The sequence below is a fragment of the Eubacterium maltosivorans genome (genome assembly GCF_002441855.2).
Taxonomy (GTDB): domain Bacteria; phylum Bacillota; class Clostridia; order Eubacteriales; family Eubacteriaceae; genus Eubacterium; species Eubacterium maltosivorans.
On record NZ_CP029487.1, the window covers coordinates 1,487,688 to 1,510,259 of the forward strand.

Below are 22,572 nucleotides of genomic sequence, written 5' to 3' on the forward strand. Positions count from 1 at the left end.
CTGTTGAATATTAAAATTTAATTTATAATCGGCAATGTTGCCCCTCCGTGAGGCATGGCAATTACTGACGCGTTAGAGCCATAGCGCGTCATTGCTTTTTCAAAAGCATTCTGAGCAGAGGGTGCAGGATTAAGAAAAATACGCCGTACAAGATCCGCATCCATCTCGGAGACTAAATCAATTTGCACGTTTTCTAAAACCATCGCCATCGCCGCGGCTTTGTGTCCTCCCAATTCAAAGTCATTTTCAACACGCTCAATTAAGTCGTGAGGGTTTTGGGCTTCAAAAAGCCATTGCTCAAATTTGGCGCTGCCAAGGCCTTCATTACAGGCGCCAATCAAAATAATAGTGCCGCCTTTTCGTACTGCGTGTTTGGCATTGTCCAAAGCTTTTTGTGTTTGATATAAGTTAGCATCCTTTGGTGCACCGCCTTGTGATACAATGACAATATCTGCGCGTTCGGGAATCGTAATACGGTACATTTGATCAAGATAGATGCAGCCAGCTCGATGTGCCTTGACCGCATCTCCCGCCACACAATAAACAATTTTTTTCTTTTCATCCAAAACCACGTTGACAATAAAATCAATACCGGCAATTTTCCCCGCTTCCTCGATATCCTGACGCAATGGGTTGTCCGCTAGATTTCCTGAAAACGCCCTGTCATGAACCATCAACCGATGATTTTTCTGAATGGCCTCCAATGTAGAAACGCCTGGCATGAGTGCCTTGGCACCTCCAGAATAACCGGCAAAGTAATGAAATTCAATATTACCAAGACAGATTCTAAAATCCGCCTCCGCAACGGCCCGGGTCACATCTACCGGCGTCCCATTTGCCGTTATGCCCATTCGAACAAAATCCTCCGAATCTGAGTCAACGCATTGCACCTCATTGTAGCAGCGTTCACCGACAAGACAGCGTTTTTCTTCTTCGGTCTGCCTGCGATGAGACCCCAGACCAAAAATAACTGTAATGTTTTCTGGCGAGACACCCGCTTCGTACAACGCATCCAATATAACCGGCAAAATCTCATAGGAAGGCAAAGGCCGGGAAATATCGCTCGTAATGACCGCAACCCGCTGACCCGATGTAACCATATCCTGAAGTTTCGCAGAGCCAACGGGGTGGTCTAATGCATAACGTACGGCTTCAGTACCTTTACGTATGTGCTTTACAGGATTCGCCTTTAATTCCGTCAGCAGATTTCTGTCGGGTACATCCACAATCTGCACACTCTGACCATATCCAAATTCTAATTGCATGAGGGCACCTCTTTGCATTCCACAGTATAAAGGCAGCTTTTCTCGCTGCCTGAACCATTAAACTAAATCAATACGATACATCTCGTATTCGTTTTCGCAGGGATTTCCCTTACAGAAATAGATATCCCCGGTTGTTAGGTTAGCGATCATTGAAAACACCGTTCCCATCTGCAGTCCGGGTTCTGTTTGAGGATCATTATGACGACAGATACTCGTCGGATATTCGACATGATCCCTGAGCGCCACCATAATATCCTCAGGCGTGATATACTTTTCCTTTTTGCGTATGATTTTCTCCACACGGCCAAGGCGGATAAAACTGTCTGGAAGCTTATACTTACAGGTATCCTTTCTCGGGACGATGGGTAATCGCGGACTGATAAAATGATTTGTATGAACGAGGATACCGTCTTTGGGATAAAGCACGTCAAAGTCTTCGTTTTCGATTTCAAGGGCGATGCATTCGCCATTTTTATGCCCGATCATAAAGCTCGCACAACAGCCTAAAGGCATACGCGTTGCCGTACCAATGGCCTCTGCGATGGTTTTACAGTCCAGAATCCCACGCATGGCCATATGCAAGGGCAAGCCCGCAGGAGCCTGATCTGTGGATAATGCGTTTAAATATAGACAGATCCCAGCAGAATTAAAACCGGTTTTGCCGATAATCCCCGCTTCAGTTACCATGAAAATAGTCGGTTTTCCGTTTTTTTGTGTGATTTTCATCATGACCATTGACGACCGCTGGCTCGTCTTCCAGTCCCAATTATGCGCAAGAAATGCATTGCTGGAAATGCCAGCGTCTCTGCTAATGCCGATGGATGTGCAGCCCCCATCAACTTTGTCAAATTCTTTTCCAACAAATACCAATTCGCTGCGGCAGTTCAGGGCCAGTATATCCTCGAAATCAAAGCCTGAACCGTCTGAAATGCCCTGCATTTCTTCAATATAATCAGGATTGTATTCTGTGATAACTGGAATAAATTGTCTGGACAGCTCTTTGGCCCTGTCCCAGCTCAGGTTCGAATAATCCATGAACATCGCCTTATAACAGTCAATACTCCCCTGAATCTGCTGCTTGAAGTTTTCTCCTTCCTGGAAGCCAATTTCGTAAGGATTTCCTTCAATTTCAATATATGGAAAATTCATATTATTTCTCCTATCAAAATAATTTGTTACGCACCTTTCTTTTCCTGATTGTCACGTCTTGTTTCAAACCAAGTCCTAAAGGCAATTGTCATCCAACCAAAGAACAAACCAAGCGTCAGATATATCATCTCCGTGATGAACATGCCGCTTAACGTGGCGTTCGGTACATAAGACATCGTCACGAAATAGGCACCCGCCGCGATATATACCGCCGGAACATAGTTACATGGAAACGGCGCAAGTTCGAGGTAGAACAACAGCCAGGCAATAATTAGAATCGCAACAGGTGTGGCGAAAATTCCCAAAGCACCGAAAACGCCGCCTAACTTCATGATTATAATTGACGCAATAATACCGATGATAAATCCAAAAAAGCATCGAATGCCATCCCTGATTGTACATCCAGCCATAAAATAGGTTGCCCAGGCTAAAAATGATATACACGAAAATCCCACATTAGCAGCTGGCGGCAGAGCGCCCTGTAAGTAAATGTCAATGATTTGAATAACACAAGCCTGCAAACCGACAAATAAGGCCACTGGTGTGTGCCTTTTTAATTTTTCACCCATAGTCATAATATCACCTCTTAAATTCTTTAAATTTTTATGATGTAAGGGGGATTATTGATCCAGAACTGCCAAAAAATGATTCAATGATTTTCTGACTGTTTCCGGCTTAATACCTTGTACAATAAAAACCAGCCGCGAAGAATGATCTTCGTTAGGCCATTCATCCAGATGCGACGGCGGTGTAATATGGCTCTGTACTGTGTTAATGACAACAGGGCCAAATGCCCCAGGAACATTCAAGAGTCCCTTAATTCGCAATATCTCATTGCCATGCCGGTGGAGCAATGCAGACAGCCAAATGCCAAATGCCGTCCAGTTCAGCGGTTCTTCGGTTCTGAAAGAGAAAGTTTGTATATCATTTTTATCATGGTGATAATGGTCTCCATGATAATGATGAACCTCACCATCTTCACCTTCATGATGATGGTGCTCATCTTCTTCATCGATTTTTGCCATCTCTGACAGCCAGTGCTGCACCTCATCAGATTTAGTCAGCGGATCGAATGGGTCAATGTCAAAAAGCTGGGTCCAAAGAGATTCGGTACTGTTTGCATCCAGAATCATCGCAGTTGGATTGACCTTGTGAATCATTTCTTTTGTCTGGGTTATCTGCTCCGGCGCCGCGATATCTGTTTTCGTCAGTACAAGTCGATCTGCGATACCTGCCTGACGCAGGCTCTCTTCATGGGTTTTGAGTTGTTCGGCGCCAAATATGGCATCAATGGTTGTAATAATATTAGCCAGCCGTGTATGACGGCGTAACAGCGGATCTGCATCCAGGGTCATGGCAATGGGGGTGGGATCAGCCAATCCGGTCGTTTCTACAACTACACGGTTAAAGGGCTTAATCTTTCCCATATCTTTGTTGTCAATGAGCTCTCTTAGCCCTGTTTGAAGATCCTGCCGCATGGTACAGCAAACACATCCGTTTTTTAAAACGACCATACTCTCTGTAACCTTCTGCACAAAGAGATTATCCAGCGCAATTTCACCCAGCTCGTTCATAATGACCGCAACGCCGTCACCGCCCTCGCACTCAAGCAAACGCTGTAATAATGTTGTTTTTCCACTTCCCAAAAATCCTGTCAAAACCGTTACGGGTATTCTTTCTGCCATATCTGCTTACCTCACTTATCTAAAATCCAATGGCGTCAAGGTATTCTTCATCAAGCGGATCGACTTGTCGAAGTCCAATCATATCAGCCATAACCCAAACATGCGCTAAATCATCGGCGATTTTCGTTTGTCCGGTTGGCCCCTTTATTACCAGTTTTGTATCAAAATCACAGAGTTTCGCCCGACTTGGCTTCAATAAAATATTGATCATTCCAATCAGTTTCTGCCGCTCTGCCTTTCGTGTTGTTGTCCCTTCCTCAGAGCCAATGCCTTCGGGATTTCCCGCGCGTTCAAGCCAGTCCGCTCCGCCGTTTAAAACACCACAAGCTGCACACATAATGATCCTCCTTAACAAACGCTTCCGGCAGTTCAAAAGGCACTGCCGGGAGCGTTGCGATCGTTTTATATATTAATCTAAATTATAATGATAGGGATAGCGATACTTTTGCGAATCAATAACACGCTTCATGCAGTCCACTTTCCGGACCGACTTCAATCTTAGATCCGAAAGGCGCCCTCTTACGGAAATCATCCGCTACCTCTTGCATTGTAACGAAGGAAACACCTTCATGATTCTGCATATGGGTGATCAGGCGTTCAAGCATCATCAGGCCGTGTGGATTGATGCCGCACGCGTCTGGATGACAGCAAATTGGAATAACCGCATAGTCATGATGACGGTAGACCCAATCAAACTGATCCTGCCAGATTTCACCAAGCTGACGGCCGGTCAGCCAGCCAGCGCTGTTGGCAGAAGCTTTAACAAAAAGAAACGGCGGTGCGTCATCCAGATGCCAGCTGGCAGGGATTTCTACCAGATCAACGGCTTTTCCTGGCTTCCAGGGCTTCATCCAATCCGCAGCGTCCCCATTGTAATTGATCTTTGTCCAGCTGTCGCCAACACGGCAATAGTACGGGTGATAGTCATCTTCCATTAAACTGGAGTCGTAATTAATACCGCGTTCAAACAACAATTCAACCGTATTCGGGCTTAATTCCCACCAAGGCGCCATATAACCCTGCGGTTTTTTTCCCGATATTTTTTCAACGGTACTGATTGTTCTGTCAAGAACATCTGCTTCCTGCTGGCGTGTCATAGCGATTGGGTTTTCATGGCAGTAACCATGAATTCCAATTTCATGGCCTCGGGTTGCAACGGCATCACATATCATTTCTGCCGCCTTTGGAAAGCTTTCCATTGAGTGTCCTGTAACACCCCAAGTTACAGGAATATTAAAACGATTGAATAAATCTAACAGACGTGGCACACCGCGTTTTGCACCATGTACACCTCTGGAAATATCGCAGGGCGAATCTTCACCGCCAAACGAACCGATCCACAAAGATACTGCGTCAAAATGTGGATTAATACATACCTTAATGTCTTTTTTGGTACTCATTGAAAAATACCTCCTTTAAATTTTTATTTTAAATTGAGAAATTTAAAATCGTAACTTAGTTTTTTATGAAACTGTATCCATCCGCTTAAATCTGCGAAACCAAATCATCCCAAATAACTTTACGCAGCGGAGAGGTTTCATAAGCGCCGTTGGATCCGCCATCTGTTTTTTCCAATGAAATAACGGATACAACAGCGTTTTTTTTCGGCAAAACGACACAATATTGCCCGAATATCCCCCACATATAGGCAGCATCGTTTACACTGTCTATCCACATCTGGTAACCATAACCTGCGCCCACCGGAGGATCAGATGGAATAAACTCGCCTGTATCCAGGCCGAACGGTGTCATCATTTCCCTAACATATTTTTCGGACACAATGCGTTTGCCATTGTATTCGCCACCATTAGCTAAAAGCTGGCCAAATTGTCCCATCTCGTCAATATTGATTTGCAGCGCGTTCGCGGCGATTGTGTGTCCCTTTGGGCAGCTCGTCCATTCTACATTATTGATGCCAATCGGTTCAAACAAACGGTACCGCAGATATTCACGTATGTTTTGCCCGCTTTTTTTCTCTATCAGACAGCCTAAAATATACGGGTTAACATTATTGTACAGAAATGTTGTTCCCGGTTTGTTATCAAATTTACCCCGGGTGTAAAAATAGCGAACCCAATCCTGTTCATGTTTTCTTTCATAACCGTCACGCCAAATCATTGTTTCGCTGAGGCCCGAAGTCATGGTAAGCAGATCGCGCACCGTGATGCTGAGCGCATTTTCATTAGTGACGTCAAAATTAGCTTCCGGAAAGCTGTTTGCTACACACTCATCCATCGTAATCAAACCTTCTTCAAGGGCAATTCCAGCAGCAACACCCACATATGTCTTGGCCACTGAATAGGTTTCGAATCTTGGCTTGGCAGAAAAACGTGTCCACTCATCTACAACTACATTATCTTTTCGAATCTGAGCTCCGATGATAAAAAAATCATTTTTTTCTACATCTTCCATAAATTTTCTAATTAATGTCATCTTTCCGACTCCTTTAATATTATTAACTTATACCGTTTCGCTTGTCCTTCTGTCTGTTAATAAAATAAATAATAATATTCGCAGCAACTACGACGAGGTTCAGAATATAAAAGAATAGAACATAGTTGATATTATCGTGTAAAATTTTTGCTCCAATACCACACACATAGCCAAATTCAATCAAACACAGAAAAACCAAACTCGTTCCTTTCGCCGTGCCAGTCTGCAACGCCTTCTTCAAATTAATTGGCCAGGAGGCCCCAAAACAAATCAACATCAGCATCTCCAAAACATTGGCCATCAACGTCTCCTTTCTCCACTTATCAATCACTATTTGATTTGATCACTTGTTCACTATGTGTACATAATATCGTCTGCGATTACATTTGTCAATTGTTTTTTGAAAACTGAAATTTATTGAAAACAATTTCTGTTTCATTTATTTTCAACCTAATCTTTATCGATATGTTTTTTGCCCTTGACGTATAAAATGGATTAAGTGTATTATATTAATAGTAATATGAGAATTGAGGCAGCGTATGGTTAAAAAGGATTTAAAAATCAGAAAAATGTCCGCGCCGGATCTGGTGTGTGAGGAAATAAAGTCTTCTATATTAAGAGGTGTTTGGGAGGAAAATGAAAAGATTCCTTCTGAGGGAGAATTAGCAGAGTTATTTGGCGTCAATCGCTTTACAGTGCGCATGGCGCTGCAAAAATTAAATACTCTGGGAATCCTGGAAACCCGCGTAGGCGATGGCTCCTATGTTTGCTCTTTTGATTTTGACAAGCATATGCAGTCTATTTCTGAATTATATATGACAAATGAATTACTTGAGGATGTTGCTGAATTTCGTTCAATTATCGAAGTAGAGTGTTTTCGGTTGGCAGTTCTTCGCGCAACAGAAGAAGATTTAGAATTATTGAAGGAATGCTGTGAAAACTTTGAGCGTGATATTACCGATTACGTCAACGCCTCTGAGGATTCAAAAAACCGGGGTGTTCTGTTCCAAAAGTTTAATGACAGCGATGTGGAACTCCATTCTCAGATTAGTTCCATGTCCCATAATGATCTGCTGAGTTATTCTTTTTCAATCGCTAAGGAGCCAATTCGGGAACATATGATGACGATCGGCCACGAAAGGGTGAAAAATTTAAAACCTGGTGACGCCATCTACAGCGCAGAGGATCACTGGAAATTATACTATACTATCCGCGACAAAGATTTCGAAGCAGGACGCGAAGTGCTTCTTAATATGATAAACCGAACATCTTCTTAAAACCAAAAAGCCAAAAGCAGAAACCTTAACTTCTGACTTTTCTTTTAAGAATTTATTTTACTCATGAATTAATCGTCATCTGAAAAATACATTATCAAAAATCGCCTTGCATGATAAATTTAATTCTGCAAGGCGATTTTATTAATCCATCTAATAATCTTATTGATTTTACAAAGTGCAGAGCAGCGTATTGATCCGCATATTTTCTGGAAAAACGTCAAGCCCAGATATCCCCCATTGTAAACCCTTCTGTAAAAGGATCTGTTGCGTCTAATACAAGGTTATTAAAACCGTAAATCCAGGATTCTCCCGCTATCGTCGGGACCACTGCCCTATAACCGCCAATTTCTGTTTCTTCAACCAGCTGTCCCTTATAGACCACCTCCAGAAGGCCCTGATGCCTGAACGTTTCATGCAACTGAAGTTCCCCCTTTGCATACATTGCGGCCATTCTTGCGCAAGTGCCTGTTCCGCATGGACATCGATCCAGAGCGCCGATCCATGTTGCCGGATTATTAAAATCCACCTCGCCGCTTGCCACAGTAACCGCATTCTTAATATCGGCCCTGGGGTCATCTGTCGGTCCAAACAGCTGTGAGATTGTAATGCCAACCCCTGGATAATCGGGATGGGCAACTGGAAGCTGCTCCTGCGCAGCTTTTAAAACAAGTGAGGATACCCGTGTAATCTCTCTTCCCATATCAGGCGTCAGCTCAATCCATGGAAACTGTCGGACATCTGCCATCGCGTAGAACATTCCTCCCCATGCCACATCCACTTTAACCTTACTCACTCCATGTCCAATATGCGGGACCTCGATTTCGGCATCAGTGTACAAGGCAAAAGCCGGGACATTCCTGAAAGTTACTTCTGTTACCTTGCCATTTTCACATTTTGCTTTAATACCGATTAAACCCGCCGGAGCTTCCAGATTAAATTCGGTGTATGGCTCCTGCATGGGAATAATACCGGTCTCCAACAAAACCGTAGCCACAGAAATCGTGTTGCCTCCCGACATCATGGGGTACTCAACCTGCTCCATAATAATAAAGCCTGCCGCCGCATCCGGATGCCTGGGCGGAACCAAAATATTACAGCAGAGCGGGGGATATCCTCTTGGCTCACGAAGCAGAAACTTGCGAAGACTGTCATCGTGCAGCCTTAAATATTCTGCCATTTCGTATACACTGTCACCTGGAATATTGCCAACGCCACCAGTTACAACACGCATGGGCTCCCCATCGTGTGTCTCAACACAGTTAATGATTCGCTTAAAATTCATTTTTTCTCCCTGTTAATTCTAAATTTTCTTTCTACTGGATGAACATTTTGAGCTTTCAAAGATTATCCTCTACAAAACAGACTGTTATACACAGCGATGGCCAGCGCGATATCGAGCACACCTGACCCCACACTTTCATAAAGCGTAATTTCCCGGTCACATTCTCTACCGGAGATTTTACCAGTCAGGACTTCGCCCACTGTGCCAGATACCTTTTGTTTTGTGATTTTTCCTTCTTTAAAAGGAATCAAAATATCCCCCGCTGCGTCCCACAGACCTTCAATATGCTCTGTAATCACCTTATCTGCCTTTAAGACCGTTTCGGTATCAATCTCCTGCATAAAAGAAGTAAAAGATCCAATGGCGTTGATATGGGTGCCTTCTTTAAGTGCATTCCCTGAAAATACGGGTTTTAGGGATGTGGTACAGGTACATACAATATCCGCTTCTGACACACACGCATTCGCTGATTTTGACGGAATAATTGGATAGGGTCTGTTTTTTATTTCCTCAAGCATTTTTATAAACGGGCCCATGCGGCTAGCGTCAAGATCATAGACATACACAGCGCTGATCTCACGCACCTCCTGAATCGCAAGCACCTGTGAGAAGGCCTGCAGGCCTGTCCCGATAACGCCAAGCTTTGCGGCGTCCTTTTTGGCCATCAAATCCGTTGCAATGGCGGCGCTTCCCCCTGTTTTTATTGCTGTGAGGTAATTCGCGTCAATCAGCGCCTGCTGTTCTCCCGTTTCGGAGGAATACAGGCTGATTTTAGAAATGGTACTCGGAAGCCCAATTTTAACATTTTCTGGAAAAACAGATGAAAATTTCGAACCAAAATACCCCTCACCAGGGTAGCTGGCCGCCAGCCACTGGCCGACATTTTTTTCGCCCCGGACTGGCATGAAAATACGATTTCCGGCATAAACGCTTCCGGCTTCGCAATCTGCGTAAGCTTCTTTTATAGCCATCAGCACCAGTTTCATATCCATTACCTTTTTCACCTGTTCTTCGGAAACAATTTTCATATAAAACCTCCCTGATATTTGCTTTTCTTATAGGGCTATTTTATTACAGCATCCTATGCTTATAAACCAATAAAAACTGATAGCCGATCGCAGTTTTATTAATACCGGAACTCAGCCGCTAAAAGCCTCTTGAATTTTAAGCTTATCATTTTTGACATTAGTACTGCTTATTGCGGTAATCATTTTTTTAAATTTCAGCTTGACACCCCCACGCATTTTTAAATACAATGAAGAAACAAATCATGATCATAATTTACAATAGAGGGGTGTGGGTATCTTGGACAAATATGATATTGTACTGGATGTATCAAAAACAGGCAACTTCACAAAAACCGCCAACAATCTTAACTACAGCCAATCGGCTGTCAGCCAGGCGATAAAGGCTTTTGAAACCGAGATGGGCTTTCCGGTTTTTGAACGTACGAACTCAGGTGTCAGGCTGCTTCCTGACGCTTATGATGTTATTAAATCTCTGGAAACCATTCATCGAGAACGCGAGAAGCTGCGCCGCATTTCAGACGCCATGACAAAATCAGAATTTGGAACAGTAAGAATCGGCGTTTTCTTTAGTTTTGCCATTACTTACCTGCCGGATATTCTAAGGGAATTTGCCGATCTGCATCCGAACATCAGCTTTGAGATTTTTACGGGTAATCAGGATGAAATAAGCGATAAGCTCTCGGACGGCAGCATTGATGTTGCCTTTACCTCAAAATACGCTGTGGCTGATTTCACATATCATGAAATCATAACAGATGAATTTATGGCTGTTTTGCCGGTCAGTCATCCCCTTTCGTCGGCAATCTCAATCTCCATTCACGATTATAAGAACCTTACTTATATTCTTTCCGGCGAAAAATTTAATTTTGAAATCGGTGAGATTGTCCATTCTCTCGGCATCAGCCCTGAGCATACCCTTGAGATCTCTGACGAGCTGGTGGCGCTCAAGCTTATTGAAGCAGGCTTTGGCGTCAGTATCTTCTCCAAATTTTTTTTAGACAGCATCCCCAGTCATGCCCGGGTGGTCATCCGGCCTTTCAAGGAACATTACTACCGCTCACTGGTCATCGCTCAAAATACAAATCACTTTGTATCAGCCGCTGCGAATACCTTTATTACATTTATGCATAACTGGCTTACGCTGCATATTAAAAAGCCTTAACCCCACCTTTTACGCAGATATGCCAGAGCCCGCCTGCTTTCCTGAAAAACGAAAAAACAATTTGACCATTCTCCAGGTATCCGTTATCATTAAACTACAAAGATAAAAACACTGCCCGGTTGGTAGTCCGGGCGCGGCGACGCCGTCAGTAACCTGCCTCCTTGGTTGTCCGTTCTTTGGTGATTCTACTTAAAGGAGGACATCTGTATGGTCACTATTTCAAGCTGCTTAACGGTATTTTTTGAGGAACCTTTTTGGGTGGGGGTTTATGAGCGCCAGTCCGGAAACCGGCTGGAGGTCTGTAAGATCACCTTTGGCGCAGAGCCAAAGGACTATGAGATTTATGACTTTTTACTCAGGAACGACCACCGGCTCCGGTTCAGCCCTTCAGTGGCGCAAACGGTTGAAACCCGGAAGCTGAACCCTAAGCGAATGCAGCGGGCCATTAAAAGGCAGCTTCAGAGCCAGGGGGTGGGCACCAAGGCCCAGCAGGCCCTGAAAGCCCAGCATGAACAGCAAAAGGCACTGCACAAAAGCCGAAACCGCGAAGAAAAAGAACGTCAGAGGCTTGAGCGTTTTGAGCAAAAACAGCTGAAGAAAAAAGAAAAACACCGTGGACATTAGTCTCCGGTGTTTGGCCCCGGCCGGGAGTTTTTCCGCGCCGGGTTTTTTTATATTTATACGCTTTCTTGTTTTTTTCTCTGGCTTTGTTCCCAAAGATTCTGGGCAGTTTCTTTCCAGCTATCGGCATAGGGGACACATTTATCGCACAAATGGTCTGCGGTTTCAGGCGACTGCAAATCTGTTGATTTAGCGCCGGTCTGTTTGACCATAGCGCGCAGTATTTGAGGATTTTCGAGCATGGGACAGGGCCTCAGCATGTTTTCATTAAAGGGCTGCTCTTCATGATAGGCCATAAAAATAGGACTCTTAAGCGCGTCGAGCAGAGATGTGTCGTGGATATTAGCATTGGAATAGTGAATAAACACACAGGGCTCCACATCGCCCGCTGCGTTGATGTGCAGGTAGTTTCTTCCCCCTGCGATACATCCACCGACAAACTCGCCGTCATTTTGAAAATCCATGCCGAAGATGGGCTTTGTTTCTCTGAAATGGCGGATACGGCGGTACATTTCCTCCCGTTGTCCGGGCTTTGGCAGCAGCTCCGGTACGGCGTCGTTGCCCACGGGCATATAGTGGAAAAACCAGATAAAGAGCGCGCCAGCCTCAATGATCATATCGTAAAACGCCTCACTGCTGATATCTTCAAAATTGGCGCTGGTATAACAGGTGGAAACACCAAAGGGCAGATGATGCTCCTTTAACAGCTTCATGGCTGTCCTCACTTTTTCATAAACCCCTTGACCCCTGCGGCTGTCATTGGCCTTCTCAAAACCCTCAAGGCTGATGGCCGGGACAAAGTTTCTGACTCGCAGCATATCCTGACAGAAATCCTCATCGATGAGCGTACCGTTGGTAAAGGATAAAAATTCACAGTCCGGATGGCGCTCGCACAGGGCGATCAGGTCTTTTTTACGTACCAGGGGCTCACCGCCGGTATAAATATACATGTAGGTTCCAAGTGCCTTCCCCTCTCGGACAATGCGGTCGATGGTTTCAAAGTCCAGGCTCTGTTTATGCCCGTACTCCGCAGCCCAGCAGCCTGTGCAGTGAAGATTGCAGGCGGAGGTGGGGTCAAGGAGAATGGCCCAGGGGACATTGCAGTTTTCCCTTTCCTTCGCCTCATCCTGCAGGGCGCTCCCTTTCAGGCTGGCGTTTATAACAAAATTGTTGAAGAAGGCTTTTCTGACACCGGGGTCCAGCTCGTAAAACCGCATAATCAGCTGATACCAGTTGTTCTTTTCATCAATGGCGGTCCGAAAGGCTGAACGCTGGCCTTCATACCAGCCTTCCGGCGTAAACCGGTCCACCAGCTCCATCATTTTTGGAATGTTTGTCTCCGGGTCCTTTTCCAGATAATCAAGCGCCGCCCCGGCGGCTGTGGTAAAGGTCTTGTTCTTAATTTTACTGACAATGTTCATTTTGTTTTACCTCCTGTTGTATGGATAGCAACGTTCTTTTTCTTTGTACCCATTAACAGCCTGCATACACATTAAAACTGCCTGAAGACAACCGAAAAAAGGTGGCGGAAATCCTCCGTCACCTTCACCTTTAAAATATAAATTTTTACTTTTAGAAATTCAGAATCTCTGCGAAATTATCTTTCAGCTGCGGATAAAGCTTATCAAAGGCTGTGTAGACGGTGTCGTATTTATCACGCAGAGCCGGGTTTGGCGCGTAGTTTTCTGCGCGCATGGCGATGATTTTGTCACAGGCATCCTGGACAGTCGGGTACATACCCGTTCCCACAGCGGCCAGAATGGCGGCGCCGAGAGCTGCCGCATTTTCGGAGTTCATATCCGGCAGACAGACAGGCATGCCATAAATATCAGCCATGAGCTGACGCCAGAATGGGCTCTTGGAGCCGCCGCCGCACATACGCATAATGTCTGGCTCGATGCCGGATTCACGGATGGCGGTAAGGACGTCACGCAGGGCATAGGTGATGCCTTCCATGACCGCGCGGGTAATGTCCGCTTTGGTATGGGTTGCTGACAGGCCCACAAAGCCGGCACGGCACTGCAGGTCAAAATGCGGTGACTGCTCGCCTGTGAGGTAAGGCATATAGATGAGATTGTTGGCCCGTGGCTTAGAGGACATGGCGTCGCGGTTGATCTTATCGTATTCCAGATCGTCAGAATAGAACAGGTTTCGGTACCATTTTAAGGAGTTGCCAGCTGAGTTGACCGAGCCCATGAAATGCCAGGCGTCCGGAACTGCCATACAGAAGGTGTAAACACGGGCTTTTTTATCCATCATGGGCTCATCGGCGTAGGCAAAAACCGTTCCCGAGGTCCCGATGGTGGTCATGGCGCGGCCAGTGGCCACAACGCCTGTCCCAACAGCGCCGGCTGCGTTATCCCCTGCGCCGCCGACAACAACCGTCTTTTCAGAAAGCCCCAGAAGGCCGGCGACTTCTTTGGTCAGGGTGCCGGTAACATCCGGTGATTCGTAAACCTTGCCCAGAACAGACTCCTTAATTTCGAGGGCATCCAGAATATACTGTGACCAGCAGCGGTTGCGCACATCCAGCAGCTGCATGGCGGAAGCGTCTGAAACCTCGGTGGCGTACTCACCGGTCAGGCGGTAGCGCAGGTAGTCCTTTGGCAAAAGGATATGGGCGGTTTTTTTGTAAATTTCCGGCTCGTTTTCCTTGACCCATTGGATCTTGGCGGCTGTAAGGCCTGGACGAACAGGGTTGCAGTTGATTTCCATCATCTTTTCATCGGTAACAATTCTGCGGACAGACTCGCAGGATTCTGTGGTACGGGCGTCGTTCCACAGGATCGCACGGCGCAGCGGCTTTCCTGCCGCGTCCAGCATAACCGCGCCCATCATCTGGCCAGACATCCCGATCCCCTTGATGGCGTCTCTCGGAACACCGGATTCATCAATGACATAACGCATGGTGGCGATAGCCGCTGTGTACCAGTCTTCCGGGTCCTGTTCAGACCAGCCGTTATTCGGCTGGTAAACCGGGTATTCCTGCGCCATCTGCGCGATTTCCTTCCCGTTCTGATCAAACAATACGGTTTTGACACTGCCGGTCCCCAAATCCAATCCAATTAAATATTCCATAATATTACCTCCCTCAGTGTAATGATATACATGGTATTTTGAATACGATCGTCAAAAGATTAACGATTACAAGGCCTCTATAATAAATGGAGAATCCTAAATTCTCCATTTAGCGTGTCGACAAAGCTGTTCATGAGATGCAAAGCTAAAGCTTAAAGCTATTTGAGTGGATAATGGATGGTTGATAGTGGATAGTTGCAGTACGCTTTCGCCCATGGCTCAAGCGATTTATATGCGGCCTAAGGCCGCGCCTGATCAAATCGGCCAACGGCTGATTTGCTCCTGAACTTTCCACTTTCCACTATCAACTTTCAACTTAAAGGCCTCTTTTAACGCTTCATCTCTTGCTGTTATCCTTTTTCGACAGCCTGAATGGAGAATCCTAAATTCTCCATTATTCAAACGCTTATTTTGTCTGTCCCCCAGATGTCCTGAATCGCTTTTTAATCCATGCTGCTATGCTTCGATTGTCTCAAATTCTTTCCAGGGAATATTGACTTTTTCCCCTTCATTGAGCAGCTTGTCTACATGCATCAGCAGTGGGAACTGAGCGATATCAACCTTACCGGCTTTTGCCAGGGCCTTGACTGCCTTGGCCGTACGTGTGGCAATGACAACGGCTTCCAGGGTCTGACCTGCCAGCTTTTCATTGATTTCTTCCATGGACAGGCCTTCACCCAGATACTGGCCTACACTGCGGCTTCTGCCGCCGGCTACGGTAACGTCCAGGTCTCCGGCCGCAAACATGATCATGCGGTGGCTGCCGCCGACGATTTCCAACAAATCATCCATTTCCTTTACACTCTGCTGGAACAGGGCGGCCTTGGAGTTGACATGGGCAATGCCGTCATCCCCGCAGATGTTTTTAAGACCGATGGCCAGCGCTGTGCCGAGTGCATAGCCGTTTTTCAGGGCGACGGCTGCTTCCAGACCCACCACATCGGTAGTAAGGCTGATATGATAGTAGCTGGTTGCAAAAATATCCCGCAGCTTTTCCTGGGTTTCGATGTCGCGTCCGCAGAAGCCTACAAAGGAATGGTCGTGGTCGGCCAGATCCCGGGCGGTACATGGGCCGCCGATGGCGTAAATTTTAAGCTTGGAGCCTTCCGGCAGATGTTCTTCCCAGTATTCGGGATAAACCTGAAGACGGCCGTCCTCAAAATTTAACATCCCCTTGGTGACTGAGAGCATCGGCACGCCTTCGGGAATCACTGGAATAATTTCATCCAGGAACCAGTCCACACCAAAGCTGGACACGCCGCAGACAACAACATCCGCGCCTTCTAAGGCTTCCTTGACCTGGTCTACTTTATAATAATGAATACCGTCATGCAGAGTGCGCAATAAATTAAAATGGTAGTTGTCTTCTCTCAGACGGTCGATAATTTCGTTATCGAGGGGAGAACCGACTAAACGGACCTCGTGGCCGTTTTCGTAAAGGGGAAAGGTTAGGGCTGAAGCCATCTGGCCAGAGCCAATCAAAGTTACAATGCTCATTGATTTCACTCCTTGTAAATGTTTTATAGGTGTATTCTATACCCTGTGGTGCAAATTTGTCAATAGAAAAATAGGTATAATTCCAAATTTAAGAAAATAATTTTTTCTTCTTTGGGAAAAATTTCAACATTTTTTTACATTATATTTTCATACTTTTGGACAATTCCCACTTTTTCCCTTGACATTCCTTTTCATTCTTTTTATAATGAAACCATAAGAATCCTTTAACTTTTCATTTTTATGGGAAAAATTTCACATCATTGGAGGAATCATGGATCTCAAAAAAATAAATCAGATTCTTCGTATATCAAAAATGTATTACGAAATGGATATGGGGCAAATTGAAATCGCTGAAAAGGAGGGCATCAGCAAATCCAGTGTCAGCCGGCTGTTAAAAAGCGGCAAAGAAATGGGTCTGATTGAGGTGCGCATCAAAGAGCCGGTGCTTTCCTTCGGCGAGCTGGAAACACAGCTCATGGCCCATTTTCCGCTGAAAAGGGCGGTCATTGTACCCGATTTGGTGGGCGACAAACGGATTCTGGTTCACGACGTCTGTCTGGCGCTGGCCCAGGAGCTCCCGCGCTATGTAGACGACGACTCCATCCTGGGCATTGCCTGGGGCAGCACCCTGGAGGTTTTGTCAAACCTGCTGCAGCCCATCAAACGGCGGGGGGTGTCCGTAATCCAGCTCAACGGCGGCTACTCCCGCGCGGTCTATGAATCCAGTGCCCTGAATATCCTCAAGAATTTTGTGACCTGTGTGGACGGCGCGGGCTACCAGATTCCGGCGCCCGCCGTGGTGGACGCACCCTTTATCGCCGACGCCATCAAGCAGGATTCTCAGGTAGCCCAGATCCTCTCCATGGCGGAGCGGTGCCAGACCGCGGTCTTTTCCGTGGGCAATCTGGCGCGGCCGTCCATCATCTATGAGATGGGCCTGCTGTCCGACGCCCAGTACTGGGAAATGGAATCCAAGGGCTGTATTGGCGACATGTGCTCTCATTTTATAAACGCGAAGGGTGAAATCTTCGACGAAGCCTTAGACCGCCGGGTTATCGCCGCCTCGCTGCCAGTGATCAAGGCGATCCGGAACAAGCTGCTGGTGGCCAGCGGCATCGAAAAAGCCGACATTATCTGCGCCACCCTGAAGGGCGGCCTGGCCGACGTGCTGTATATCGACGCCCCCACCGCGGCCGAGGTTTTGAAAAGAAGCTATGAGACGACTGAAATTGACTGAAGGAGGTTCCGATGAATTTTATTTTACGCCCCTGGCGGGAAAATGACATTGACAGTGTGGCAAAATACGCCAACAATAAAAAAATCGCGGATAATCTGCGCAATGCCTTCCCCTGGCCCTACACCTACGAGGATGCCCGCTGCTATGTGATGAGCTGCATCGAGGCTGGTGAAGCGCGCCAGTGTACCCGGGCCATCGACGTAGGCGGCGAGGCCGTGGGCAGCATCGGCATTTTTCTGGAAGAGGATGTCTACTGTAAAAACGCCGAAATCGGCTACTGGCTGGCAGAACCTTTCTGGGGCCGCGGCATCATGTCTGCCGCCATCCGCCAGCTCACAAAGGATGCCTTTGAGCACTATGACCTGGCCCGCGTTCACGCCGAGCCCTTTGCCCACAACCTGGGGTCCCGCCGGGCACTGGAAAAAGCTGGCTACACCCTTGAGGGAACCCTTAAAAACCGCGTCTTTAAAAATGCTGAAATTTTTGACAGCTGCCTCTACGCTTTCACACACTGATCTTGCCATAGGCCTTTTAACAGGCGTATAATAGAGGTATAAAATCAAAGGAGTGATGATTGTGAAAATTGTAGGAATCCACGGAAGCCCCCGCCCGCAGGGCAACAGCACCGTACTGGTGGACGCGGTGCTCGAAGGCGCAAGGGAAAAGGGCGCAGAGGTTAAAGCCTTTAACCTGAACGCGCTGAATATCAAAGGCTGTCAGGCCTGCGGGGCCTGCCACAAAAATAAGGATATCTTCTGTGTTCAAAAGGATGATATGCATCCCATCTATGAAGCCATTGCCGACGCCGACGCGGTGGTCATCGGATCACCCATCTACATGGCTCAGATGAGCGCCCAGACCATGCTGTTTTTAAACCGCCTCTACGCCTTTATGTACACCACCCAGGATGGAAAATCCCATTTTAAGATCGGGCCCAAACGTGTGGTGACGGTTTACTCACAGGGTGCGCCAATGGCCGGCCACTATGTCCCCTATTTTGACATGTCCGACGCTTCCTTTGGCATGATGCTTCAGGGCAAGGTGGAAAGCCGCATTGTCTGCGCCAACGCCTACACCGACGAGCTCATCGCCGATGCCCGGGAGGCCGGTAAAAAGCTCGCTGAATAACTCACGTAAAAAAAGCTTATTCACCGTATGGTGGATAAGCTTTTTTGTCAGGATTCATCAATCCGGAACACTGTATATCCGCTGTCCTTTACGCTGAGCTTGAGTATCTCATCGTCAAAGGGCTTTTTCATCAAAACCTCTGCCTTCTTTTCTGTCAGATTCACCTTTGCCCAAACGCCATCCAGGCTGTTCAGGGCATTCTCTACATTGGCTGCGCAGTTGCCGCAGACCATTCCGTCGATCCATAAAACCTTACGATAGGGGTAATGGCTCTTGTCCTTGTCCGGCACGCGGATCTTTTTGACAGTTCCGCCGCCGCCTGAGCCGCAGCAGCCAGATGAAACTCGTTTCATATAGCTGCGCACACCCAGGATTACAATAACGGCAATGGCGATGCAGATCAGGATGGTGGCTGTCATGGTTTTGCCTTGGCAGCCGGCATGTTGATGTTCAGTGTATCGGATTCTTTATAAGGACGTACCATCAGGTAAATAATACCAGCCAGGAGCGCGATGGCAATAACGGTCCAGACGGAGAACCCGCCGCCTGTGAAAAGCAGGCCCAGACGGTAGATAATCAGTGAGATGACATAGGCAAAGCCTGTCTGGTAGCCAACAGCAAACCAGAACCATTTCGCATTGTTCATTTCACGCTTGATGGCGCCCATGGCTGCGAAACATGGTGCGCACAGCAGGTTGAATACCATGAAGGAGAACGCGGAGAGCGCAGTATAATGTGCCGCAACCGCAGTCCACAGAGTCGCGTCGGTTTCTGCAACCTCGCTGCCCACCTTAAACAGAATACCAAAGGTACCCACCACATTTTCCTTGGCCACAAGGCCGGTAACCGTCGCAACGGTTGACTGCCAGTCCCCAAAGCCGTTGGGAATAAAAATCCAGGCCAGGGCGGAGCCGATGGCGGCCAGAATACTATCGCTCATATCGTCTACCATGCCAAAACTGCCATCTACCATGCCAAAGCTAGAGGTAAACCAGATAAAGACTGTGGACAGAAGAATAATGGTACCGGCTTTTTTTAATAAAGGACCATCCGCGTTCCCACATGCTGCGCAGCACATTAACGACAGTAGGCACATGGTACGCCGGAAGCTCGATGACAAAGGGCGCGGGCTCGCCGGCAAACATCCTGGTCTTTTTAAGCATAATGCCTGAGATGACAATGGCCGCGATTCCGATAAAGTAGGCACTGGGCGCTACCCACCACGCGCCGCCGAAAATCGCCCCGGCAAACATGGCGATGATTGGCATCTTGGCGCTGCAGGGCACAAAGGTGGTGGTCATAATCGTCATACGCCGGTCGCGCTCATTTTCAATGGTACGCGATGCCATGATCCCCGGCACGCCGCAGCCGCTGCCGATAAGCATCGGGATAAAGGATTTACCGGATAAACCAAAGCGGCGGAAGATACGATCCATAATAAAGGCAACACGCGCCATATAACCGCAGCCTTCCAAAATCGCCAGGAAGATAAACAACACTAAAATCTGGGGTACAAAGCCAAGAACCGCGCCAACACCAGCGACAATCCCGTCTAAGATCAGGCTCTGGAGCCAGCCGGCACAGCCTACCGCTTCCAGACCGTCTCCGATAATCACCGGTATACCCGGTACCCAGACGCCGTAGTCTGCCGGGTCCGGCTCTTCTGCAGCTGCTGCTTCCTTAAAGTCATTGACCGTTACAGGAACGGTTTCTACCACTCCCCCTTCCTCATCGGTGATTTCAGCGTCGGCAGTCACACCAGCCGCGGCCTGTTCAAAGGCGGTAACGGCGCTTTCATCCGCTTCGCCTTCCTCTGCTTCCAGGGCTTCTGTCACCGCGTCAGTGCTGATTCCCTCGGCCTGGGCGGCTTCTAAAAAGGCGCCCATCTTCTGCGCCTGAACGTCATACTCGCCAGCGGCTTCTTCATACTGGGAAGTGCCGATGCCGAACAGATGCCAGCCGTCGCCAAAGACGCCGTCGTTGGCCCAGTCTGTGGCCCAGGAGCCCACGGTGGTGACGGAAACATAGTAAACCAGGATCATGACCAGCGCAAATATCGGAAGCGCCAGGAAACGGTTGGTGACAACTTTATCAATTTTATCTGAGATGGAAAGCTGTCCCTTGTTTTTCTTCTTATAGCAGTCACCGATAATATTAGAAATATAATTATAGCGTTCGTTTGTGATAATGCTTTCAGAATCGTCGTCCATGGAATCCTCAACCGCTGTGATAAGGGCTTCCACATCTGGCACGCTCTTCATGAGTCCGGAAATCTTATCATCCCGTTCAAAGAGCTTAATGGCAAAGAACCGCTTCTGTTCTTTTGGGATATCGTCTCCCAGCCTGGCTTCTATCTTGTCAAGCGCTTCCTCTACCTCCGGGTCAAACCGGTGTACCGGCGCGCTGATGGTATTTTTGCCTGCAATTTTAACTGCTTTTTCAACGGCTTCCTTCAGGCCTTTGCCCTTAAGCGCCGAAATCTCTACAACCTCACAGCCAAGATCCTTTGACAGGCGCCTGACATCAATCTTATCCCCGTTCTTTTCCACGAGGTCCATCATATTCACAGCGATGACTACCGGAATGCCCAGCTCTGTGATCTGTGTGGTCAGGTAAAGGTTACGCTCGATATTGGTTCCGTCGATAATATTAATGATGGCGTCGGGCCGTTCATTAATCAGGTAATTTCTGGCAACCACCTCTTCAAGCGTGTAAGGTGAAAGCGAGTAAATACCCGGCAAGTCCATGATAATGACGTCTTTGTTTCCTTTCAGCTTACCTTCTTTTTTCTCAACCGTAACACCAGGCCAGTTGCCGACATACTGGTTAGAGCCTGTGAGCGCGTTAAAAAGTGTCGTCTTGCCGCAATTGGGATTTCCTGCAAGCGCTATCTTTGTTGACATGATATCTCCTCCTTAATTTTATATTCTTAGCTAAGCCTTACTTTAACCGTCAACACCACAAAGGCTGTTAAGCCGGTAATTCCTTGGTTTTGTTTCATGATAAGTTTTGGATAACTTATTTCATACAACCTAAAAAAGTTAGGTTCCGCTAATCACAATAATAGATTAGCATTCCCTAACTTTATTGTCAATAGTTTTTTTAAAAATACCCATGAGATAATCTTTACCGCTTTTTAATTTATACTCATTCTAATTTAAACCCATTTCATTCATCAGCTCAGGGGCAATTCTACATGAATATAGCCTGAGCTGTAATAAGGTAAAATGTTTAACCCGGTTTCCTGTGCCCTTGCCGCCAGATCGCCCACACCCATACCCGGGCAGTACAGATCCGCGGCCAGCCCCTTTTTGTGGAAGGACCAGCTTACACCGCCTACCTCCTCGTTGCGCGCCTCACACCGCACGCCAGAGGTAATGATGACTGGCCGCCCGCAGGCCATGCGCAGGGCCTCAATGCGTTCGAGAAGCTCGGGGTTCATTTCTGTGGGCCAGCCGTCACAGTAGCCCGCGCAGTCGCAGGCATATTCCCAAAGCCCAAAGTGCTCTGAGGCCATGGGCGGCTCCTCCGGCTCAGGGTCGGCCTCCTCCATGGGCGGCTCCTCCGGCTCCGCTGCTGCCGGCTCACCAGTCGGAGACGGCTCTGGGCCCATCTCCGGCATTTTCGGGAAGCTTGCCAGAAACACACCGCTTGTCACAACGACCAGCACAGCGACCAGTGTGATAAAAATACGTTTATAAAATTTTTTCATATAATCCCGCTCCTCTCC

General features: G+C 47.2%; 23 protein-coding genes. 6 read left to right on the forward strand and 17 right to left on the reverse strand.

Features of this window, described 5'->3' with window-relative positions; all coding sequences use genetic code 11:
* Positions 1 to 17: 17 nt before the first annotated feature.
* The 8 genes from larAH6 to CPZ25_RS07420 form a co-directional block, all read right to left on the reverse strand.
* On the reverse strand, positions 18 to 1,265 hold the full coding sequence (gene larAH6 / locus CPZ25_RS07385) for a nickel-dependent malate racemase, LarAH6 family (protein ID WP_074617204.1): 1,248 nt from the start codon (positions 1,263 to 1,265) through the stop codon (positions 18 to 20).
* Positions 1,266 to 1,322: 57 nt separating this feature from the next.
* Positions 1,323 to 2,414: a C45 family autoproteolytic acyltransferase/hydrolase gene (locus tag CPZ25_RS07390; RefSeq protein ID WP_096920643.1), complete on the reverse strand. Its 1,092-nt coding sequence runs from the start codon at positions 2,412 to 2,414 to the stop codon at positions 1,323 to 1,325.
* Positions 2,415 to 2,440: 26 nt separating this feature from the next.
* A complete protein-coding gene (locus tag CPZ25_RS07395) occupies positions 2,441 to 2,989 on the reverse strand; it encodes a DUF1097 domain-containing protein (RefSeq protein WP_083337081.1) in 549 nt (182 codons plus the stop codon).
* Positions 2,990 to 3,034: 45 nt separating this feature from the next.
* On the reverse strand, positions 3,035 to 4,099 hold the full coding sequence (locus tag CPZ25_RS07400) for a CobW family GTP-binding protein (RefSeq protein WP_074617202.1): 1,065 nt from the start codon (positions 4,097 to 4,099) through the stop codon (positions 3,035 to 3,037).
* 19 nt (positions 4,100 to 4,118) lie between these two features.
* Positions 4,119 to 4,436 (reverse strand): hypothetical protein, encoded by a 318-nt coding sequence (locus tag CPZ25_RS07405; RefSeq protein WP_074617201.1) that lies wholly within the window; start codon positions 4,434 to 4,436, stop codon positions 4,119 to 4,121.
* 115 nt (positions 4,437 to 4,551) lie between these two features.
* Positions 4,552 to 5,499 carry a polysaccharide deacetylase family protein gene (locus CPZ25_RS07410; protein ID WP_096920642.1) on the reverse strand — a complete coding sequence of 316 codons (948 nt, stop codon included), beginning with the start codon at positions 5,497 to 5,499 and terminating at the stop codon, positions 4,552 to 4,554.
* 85 nt (positions 5,500 to 5,584) lie between these two features.
* The gene (locus tag CPZ25_RS07415; protein WP_074617199.1) at positions 5,585 to 6,532 is read right to left on the reverse strand and encodes a serine hydrolase domain-containing protein; all 948 of its coding nucleotides are present in this window, start codon (positions 6,530 to 6,532) and stop codon (positions 5,585 to 5,587) included.
* A gap of 22 nt (positions 6,533 to 6,554) precedes the next feature.
* Positions 6,555 to 6,833 (reverse strand): hypothetical protein, encoded by a 279-nt coding sequence (locus tag CPZ25_RS07420; protein ID WP_074617198.1) that lies wholly within the window; start codon positions 6,831 to 6,833, stop codon positions 6,555 to 6,557.
* Positions 6,834 to 7,071: 238 nt separating this feature from the next.
* Here CPZ25_RS07420 and CPZ25_RS07425 point away from each other — a divergent pair, with 238 nt between their 5' ends.
* Positions 7,072 to 7,809, forward strand: a complete 738-nt coding sequence (locus CPZ25_RS07425; protein ID WP_074617197.1) for a FadR/GntR family transcriptional regulator — start codon at positions 7,072 to 7,074, stop codon at positions 7,807 to 7,809.
* A gap of 217 nt (positions 7,810 to 8,026) precedes the next feature.
* Here the strand turns inward: CPZ25_RS07425 and CPZ25_RS07430 are convergent, their stop codons facing one another.
* Both CPZ25_RS07430 and CPZ25_RS07435 read right to left on the reverse strand, forming a co-directional pair.
* The gene (locus CPZ25_RS07430; protein WP_096920641.1) at positions 8,027 to 9,091 is read right to left on the reverse strand and encodes a proline racemase family protein; all 1,065 of its coding nucleotides are present in this window, start codon (positions 9,089 to 9,091) and stop codon (positions 8,027 to 8,029) included.
* Between the two features lie 62 nt (positions 9,092 to 9,153).
* Positions 9,154 to 10,119, reverse strand: coding sequence for an ornithine cyclodeaminase family protein (locus CPZ25_RS07435; protein ID WP_074617195.1), 966 nt, complete (start codon positions 10,117 to 10,119; stop codon positions 9,154 to 9,156).
* 277 nt (positions 10,120 to 10,396) lie between these two features.
* Here CPZ25_RS07435 and CPZ25_RS07440 point away from each other — a divergent pair, with 277 nt between their 5' ends.
* Positions 10,397 to 11,281, forward strand: a complete 885-nt coding sequence (locus CPZ25_RS07440) for a LysR family transcriptional regulator (protein ID WP_096920640.1) — start codon at positions 10,397 to 10,399, stop codon at positions 11,279 to 11,281.
* Positions 11,282 to 11,488: 207 nt separating this feature from the next.
* A complete protein-coding gene (locus CPZ25_RS07445; RefSeq protein WP_096920639.1) occupies positions 11,489 to 11,905 on the forward strand; it encodes a YjdF family protein in 417 nt (138 codons plus the stop codon).
* 53 nt (positions 11,906 to 11,958) lie between these two features.
* Here the strand turns inward: CPZ25_RS07445 and CPZ25_RS07450 are convergent, their stop codons facing one another.
* The 3 genes from CPZ25_RS07450 to CPZ25_RS07460 form a co-directional block, all read right to left on the reverse strand.
* Complete coding sequence (locus tag CPZ25_RS07450; RefSeq protein WP_096920638.1) at positions 11,959 to 13,323, reverse strand: radical SAM/SPASM domain-containing protein; 1,365 nt, start codon at positions 13,321 to 13,323, stop codon at positions 11,959 to 11,961.
* Positions 13,324 to 13,474: 151 nt separating this feature from the next.
* Entirely contained in the window at positions 13,475 to 14,980 is a 1,506-nt protein-coding gene (gene xylB / locus CPZ25_RS07455; RefSeq protein WP_096920637.1) for a xylulokinase, read from the reverse strand.
* A 456-nt stretch (positions 14,981 to 15,436) separates the two neighbouring features.
* A complete protein-coding gene (locus CPZ25_RS07460; protein ID WP_058693864.1) occupies positions 15,437 to 16,477 on the reverse strand; it encodes an NAD(P)-binding domain-containing protein in 1,041 nt (346 codons plus the stop codon).
* A gap of 271 nt (positions 16,478 to 16,748) precedes the next feature.
* Between CPZ25_RS07460 and CPZ25_RS07465 the strand changes: the two genes are divergently transcribed.
* From CPZ25_RS07465 to CPZ25_RS07475, 3 genes are all read left to right on the forward strand, one after another.
* Positions 16,749 to 17,714: a sugar-binding transcriptional regulator gene (locus CPZ25_RS07465; RefSeq protein ID WP_058693863.1), complete on the forward strand. Its 966-nt coding sequence runs from the start codon at positions 16,749 to 16,751 to the stop codon at positions 17,712 to 17,714.
* 11 nt (positions 17,715 to 17,725) lie between these two features.
* Positions 17,726 to 18,229, forward strand: a complete 504-nt coding sequence (locus CPZ25_RS07470) for a GNAT family N-acetyltransferase (protein ID WP_096920636.1) — start codon at positions 17,726 to 17,728, stop codon at positions 18,227 to 18,229.
* 61 nt (positions 18,230 to 18,290) lie between these two features.
* Positions 18,291 to 18,842 carry a flavodoxin family protein gene (locus tag CPZ25_RS07475; protein ID WP_158501304.1) on the forward strand — a complete coding sequence of 184 codons (552 nt, stop codon included), beginning with the start codon at positions 18,291 to 18,293 and terminating at the stop codon, positions 18,840 to 18,842.
* 47 nt (positions 18,843 to 18,889) lie between these two features.
* On the opposite strand, the gene CPZ25_RS07480 is transcribed toward CPZ25_RS07475, so the two are convergent.
* The 4 genes from CPZ25_RS07480 to CPZ25_RS07490 all read right to left on the reverse strand — a co-directional run bounded on the left by CPZ25_RS07480 (position 18,890) and on the right by CPZ25_RS07490 (position 22,554).
* Entirely contained in the window at positions 18,890 to 19,261 is a 372-nt protein-coding gene (locus CPZ25_RS07480) for a heavy-metal-associated domain-containing protein (protein WP_074617175.1), read from the reverse strand.
* The gene (locus CPZ25_RS21155) at positions 19,258 to 19,920 is read right to left on the reverse strand and encodes a nucleoside recognition domain-containing protein (protein WP_243129360.1); all 663 of its coding nucleotides are present in this window, start codon (positions 19,918 to 19,920) and stop codon (positions 19,258 to 19,260) included. Before CPZ25_RS21155 ends, CPZ25_RS07480 begins: the two co-directional genes overlap by 4 nt.
* The gene (gene feoB, locus CPZ25_RS07485; protein WP_243129361.1) at positions 19,823 to 21,745 is read right to left on the reverse strand and encodes a ferrous iron transporter B; all 1,923 of its coding nucleotides are present in this window, start codon (positions 21,743 to 21,745) and stop codon (positions 19,823 to 19,825) included. Before feoB ends, CPZ25_RS21155 begins: the two co-directional genes overlap by 98 nt.
* Positions 21,746 to 22,017: 272 nt before the next feature.
* Positions 22,018 to 22,554, reverse strand: a complete 537-nt coding sequence (locus CPZ25_RS07490; protein WP_096920635.1) for a YcbK family protein — start codon at positions 22,552 to 22,554, stop codon at positions 22,018 to 22,020.
* Positions 22,555 to 22,572 lie beyond the last annotated feature (18 nt).

Coding starts and splice junctions, on each gene's coding strand:
- feoB (WP_243129361.1), bottom strand. CDS start 21,745: ATGTCAACAAAGATAGCGCTTGCAGGAAATCCCAATTGCGGCAAGACG.
- CPZ25_RS07480 (WP_074617175.1), bottom strand. CDS start 19,261: ATGACAGCCACCATCCTGATCTGCATCGCCATTGCCGTTATTGTAATC.
- CPZ25_RS07445 (WP_096920639.1), top strand. CDS start 11,489: ATGGTCACTATTTCAAGCTGCTTAACGGTATTTTTTGAGGAACCTTTT.
- CPZ25_RS07410 (WP_096920642.1), bottom strand. CDS start 5,499: ATGAGTACCAAAAAAGACATTAAGGTATGTATTAATCCACATTTTGAC.
- CPZ25_RS07425 (WP_074617197.1), top strand. CDS start 7,072: ATGGTTAAAAAGGATTTAAAAATCAGAAAAATGTCCGCGCCGGATCTG.
- CPZ25_RS07395 (WP_083337081.1), bottom strand. CDS start 2,989: ATGACTATGGGTGAAAAATTAAAAAGGCACACACCAGTGGCCTTATTT.
- CPZ25_RS07430 (WP_096920641.1), bottom strand. CDS start 9,091: ATGAATTTTAAGCGAATCATTAACTGTGTTGAGACACACGATGGGGAG.
- CPZ25_RS07470 (WP_096920636.1), top strand. CDS start 17,726: ATGAATTTTATTTTACGCCCCTGGCGGGAAAATGACATTGACAGTGTG.
- CPZ25_RS07420 (WP_074617198.1), bottom strand. CDS start 6,833: ATGGCCAATGTTTTGGAGATGCTGATGTTGATTTGTTTTGGGGCCTCC.
- CPZ25_RS21155 (WP_243129360.1), bottom strand. CDS start 19,920: ATGTGCTGCGCAGCATGTGGGAACGCGGATGGTCCTTTATTAAAAAAA.
- CPZ25_RS07405 (WP_074617201.1), bottom strand. CDS start 4,436: ATGTGTGCAGCTTGTGGTGTTTTAAACGGCGGAGCGGACTGGCTTGAA.
- CPZ25_RS07450 (WP_096920638.1), bottom strand. CDS start 13,323: ATGAACATTGTCAGTAAAATTAAGAACAAGACCTTTACCACAGCCGCC.
- CPZ25_RS07435 (WP_074617195.1), bottom strand. CDS start 10,119: ATGAAAATTGTTTCCGAAGAACAGGTGAAAAAGGTAATGGATATGAAA.
- xylB (WP_096920637.1), bottom strand. CDS start 14,980: ATGGAATATTTAATTGGATTGGATTTGGGGACCGGCAGTGTCAAAACC.
- CPZ25_RS07460 (WP_058693864.1), bottom strand. CDS start 16,477: ATGAGCATTGTAACTTTGATTGGCTCTGGCCAGATGGCTTCAGCCCTA.
- CPZ25_RS07490 (WP_096920635.1), bottom strand. CDS start 22,554: ATGAAAAAATTTTATAAACGTATTTTTATCACACTGGTCGCTGTGCTG.
- CPZ25_RS07465 (WP_058693863.1), top strand. CDS start 16,749: ATGGATCTCAAAAAAATAAATCAGATTCTTCGTATATCAAAAATGTAT.
- CPZ25_RS07415 (WP_074617199.1), bottom strand. CDS start 6,532: ATGACATTAATTAGAAAATTTATGGAAGATGTAGAAAAAAATGATTTT.
- CPZ25_RS07390 (WP_096920643.1), bottom strand. CDS start 2,414: ATGAATTTTCCATATATTGAAATTGAAGGAAATCCTTACGAAATTGGC.
- larAH6 (WP_074617204.1), bottom strand. CDS start 1,265: ATGCAATTAGAATTTGGATATGGTCAGAGTGTGCAGATTGTGGATGTA.
- CPZ25_RS07400 (WP_074617202.1), bottom strand. CDS start 4,099: ATGGCAGAAAGAATACCCGTAACGGTTTTGACAGGATTTTTGGGAAGT.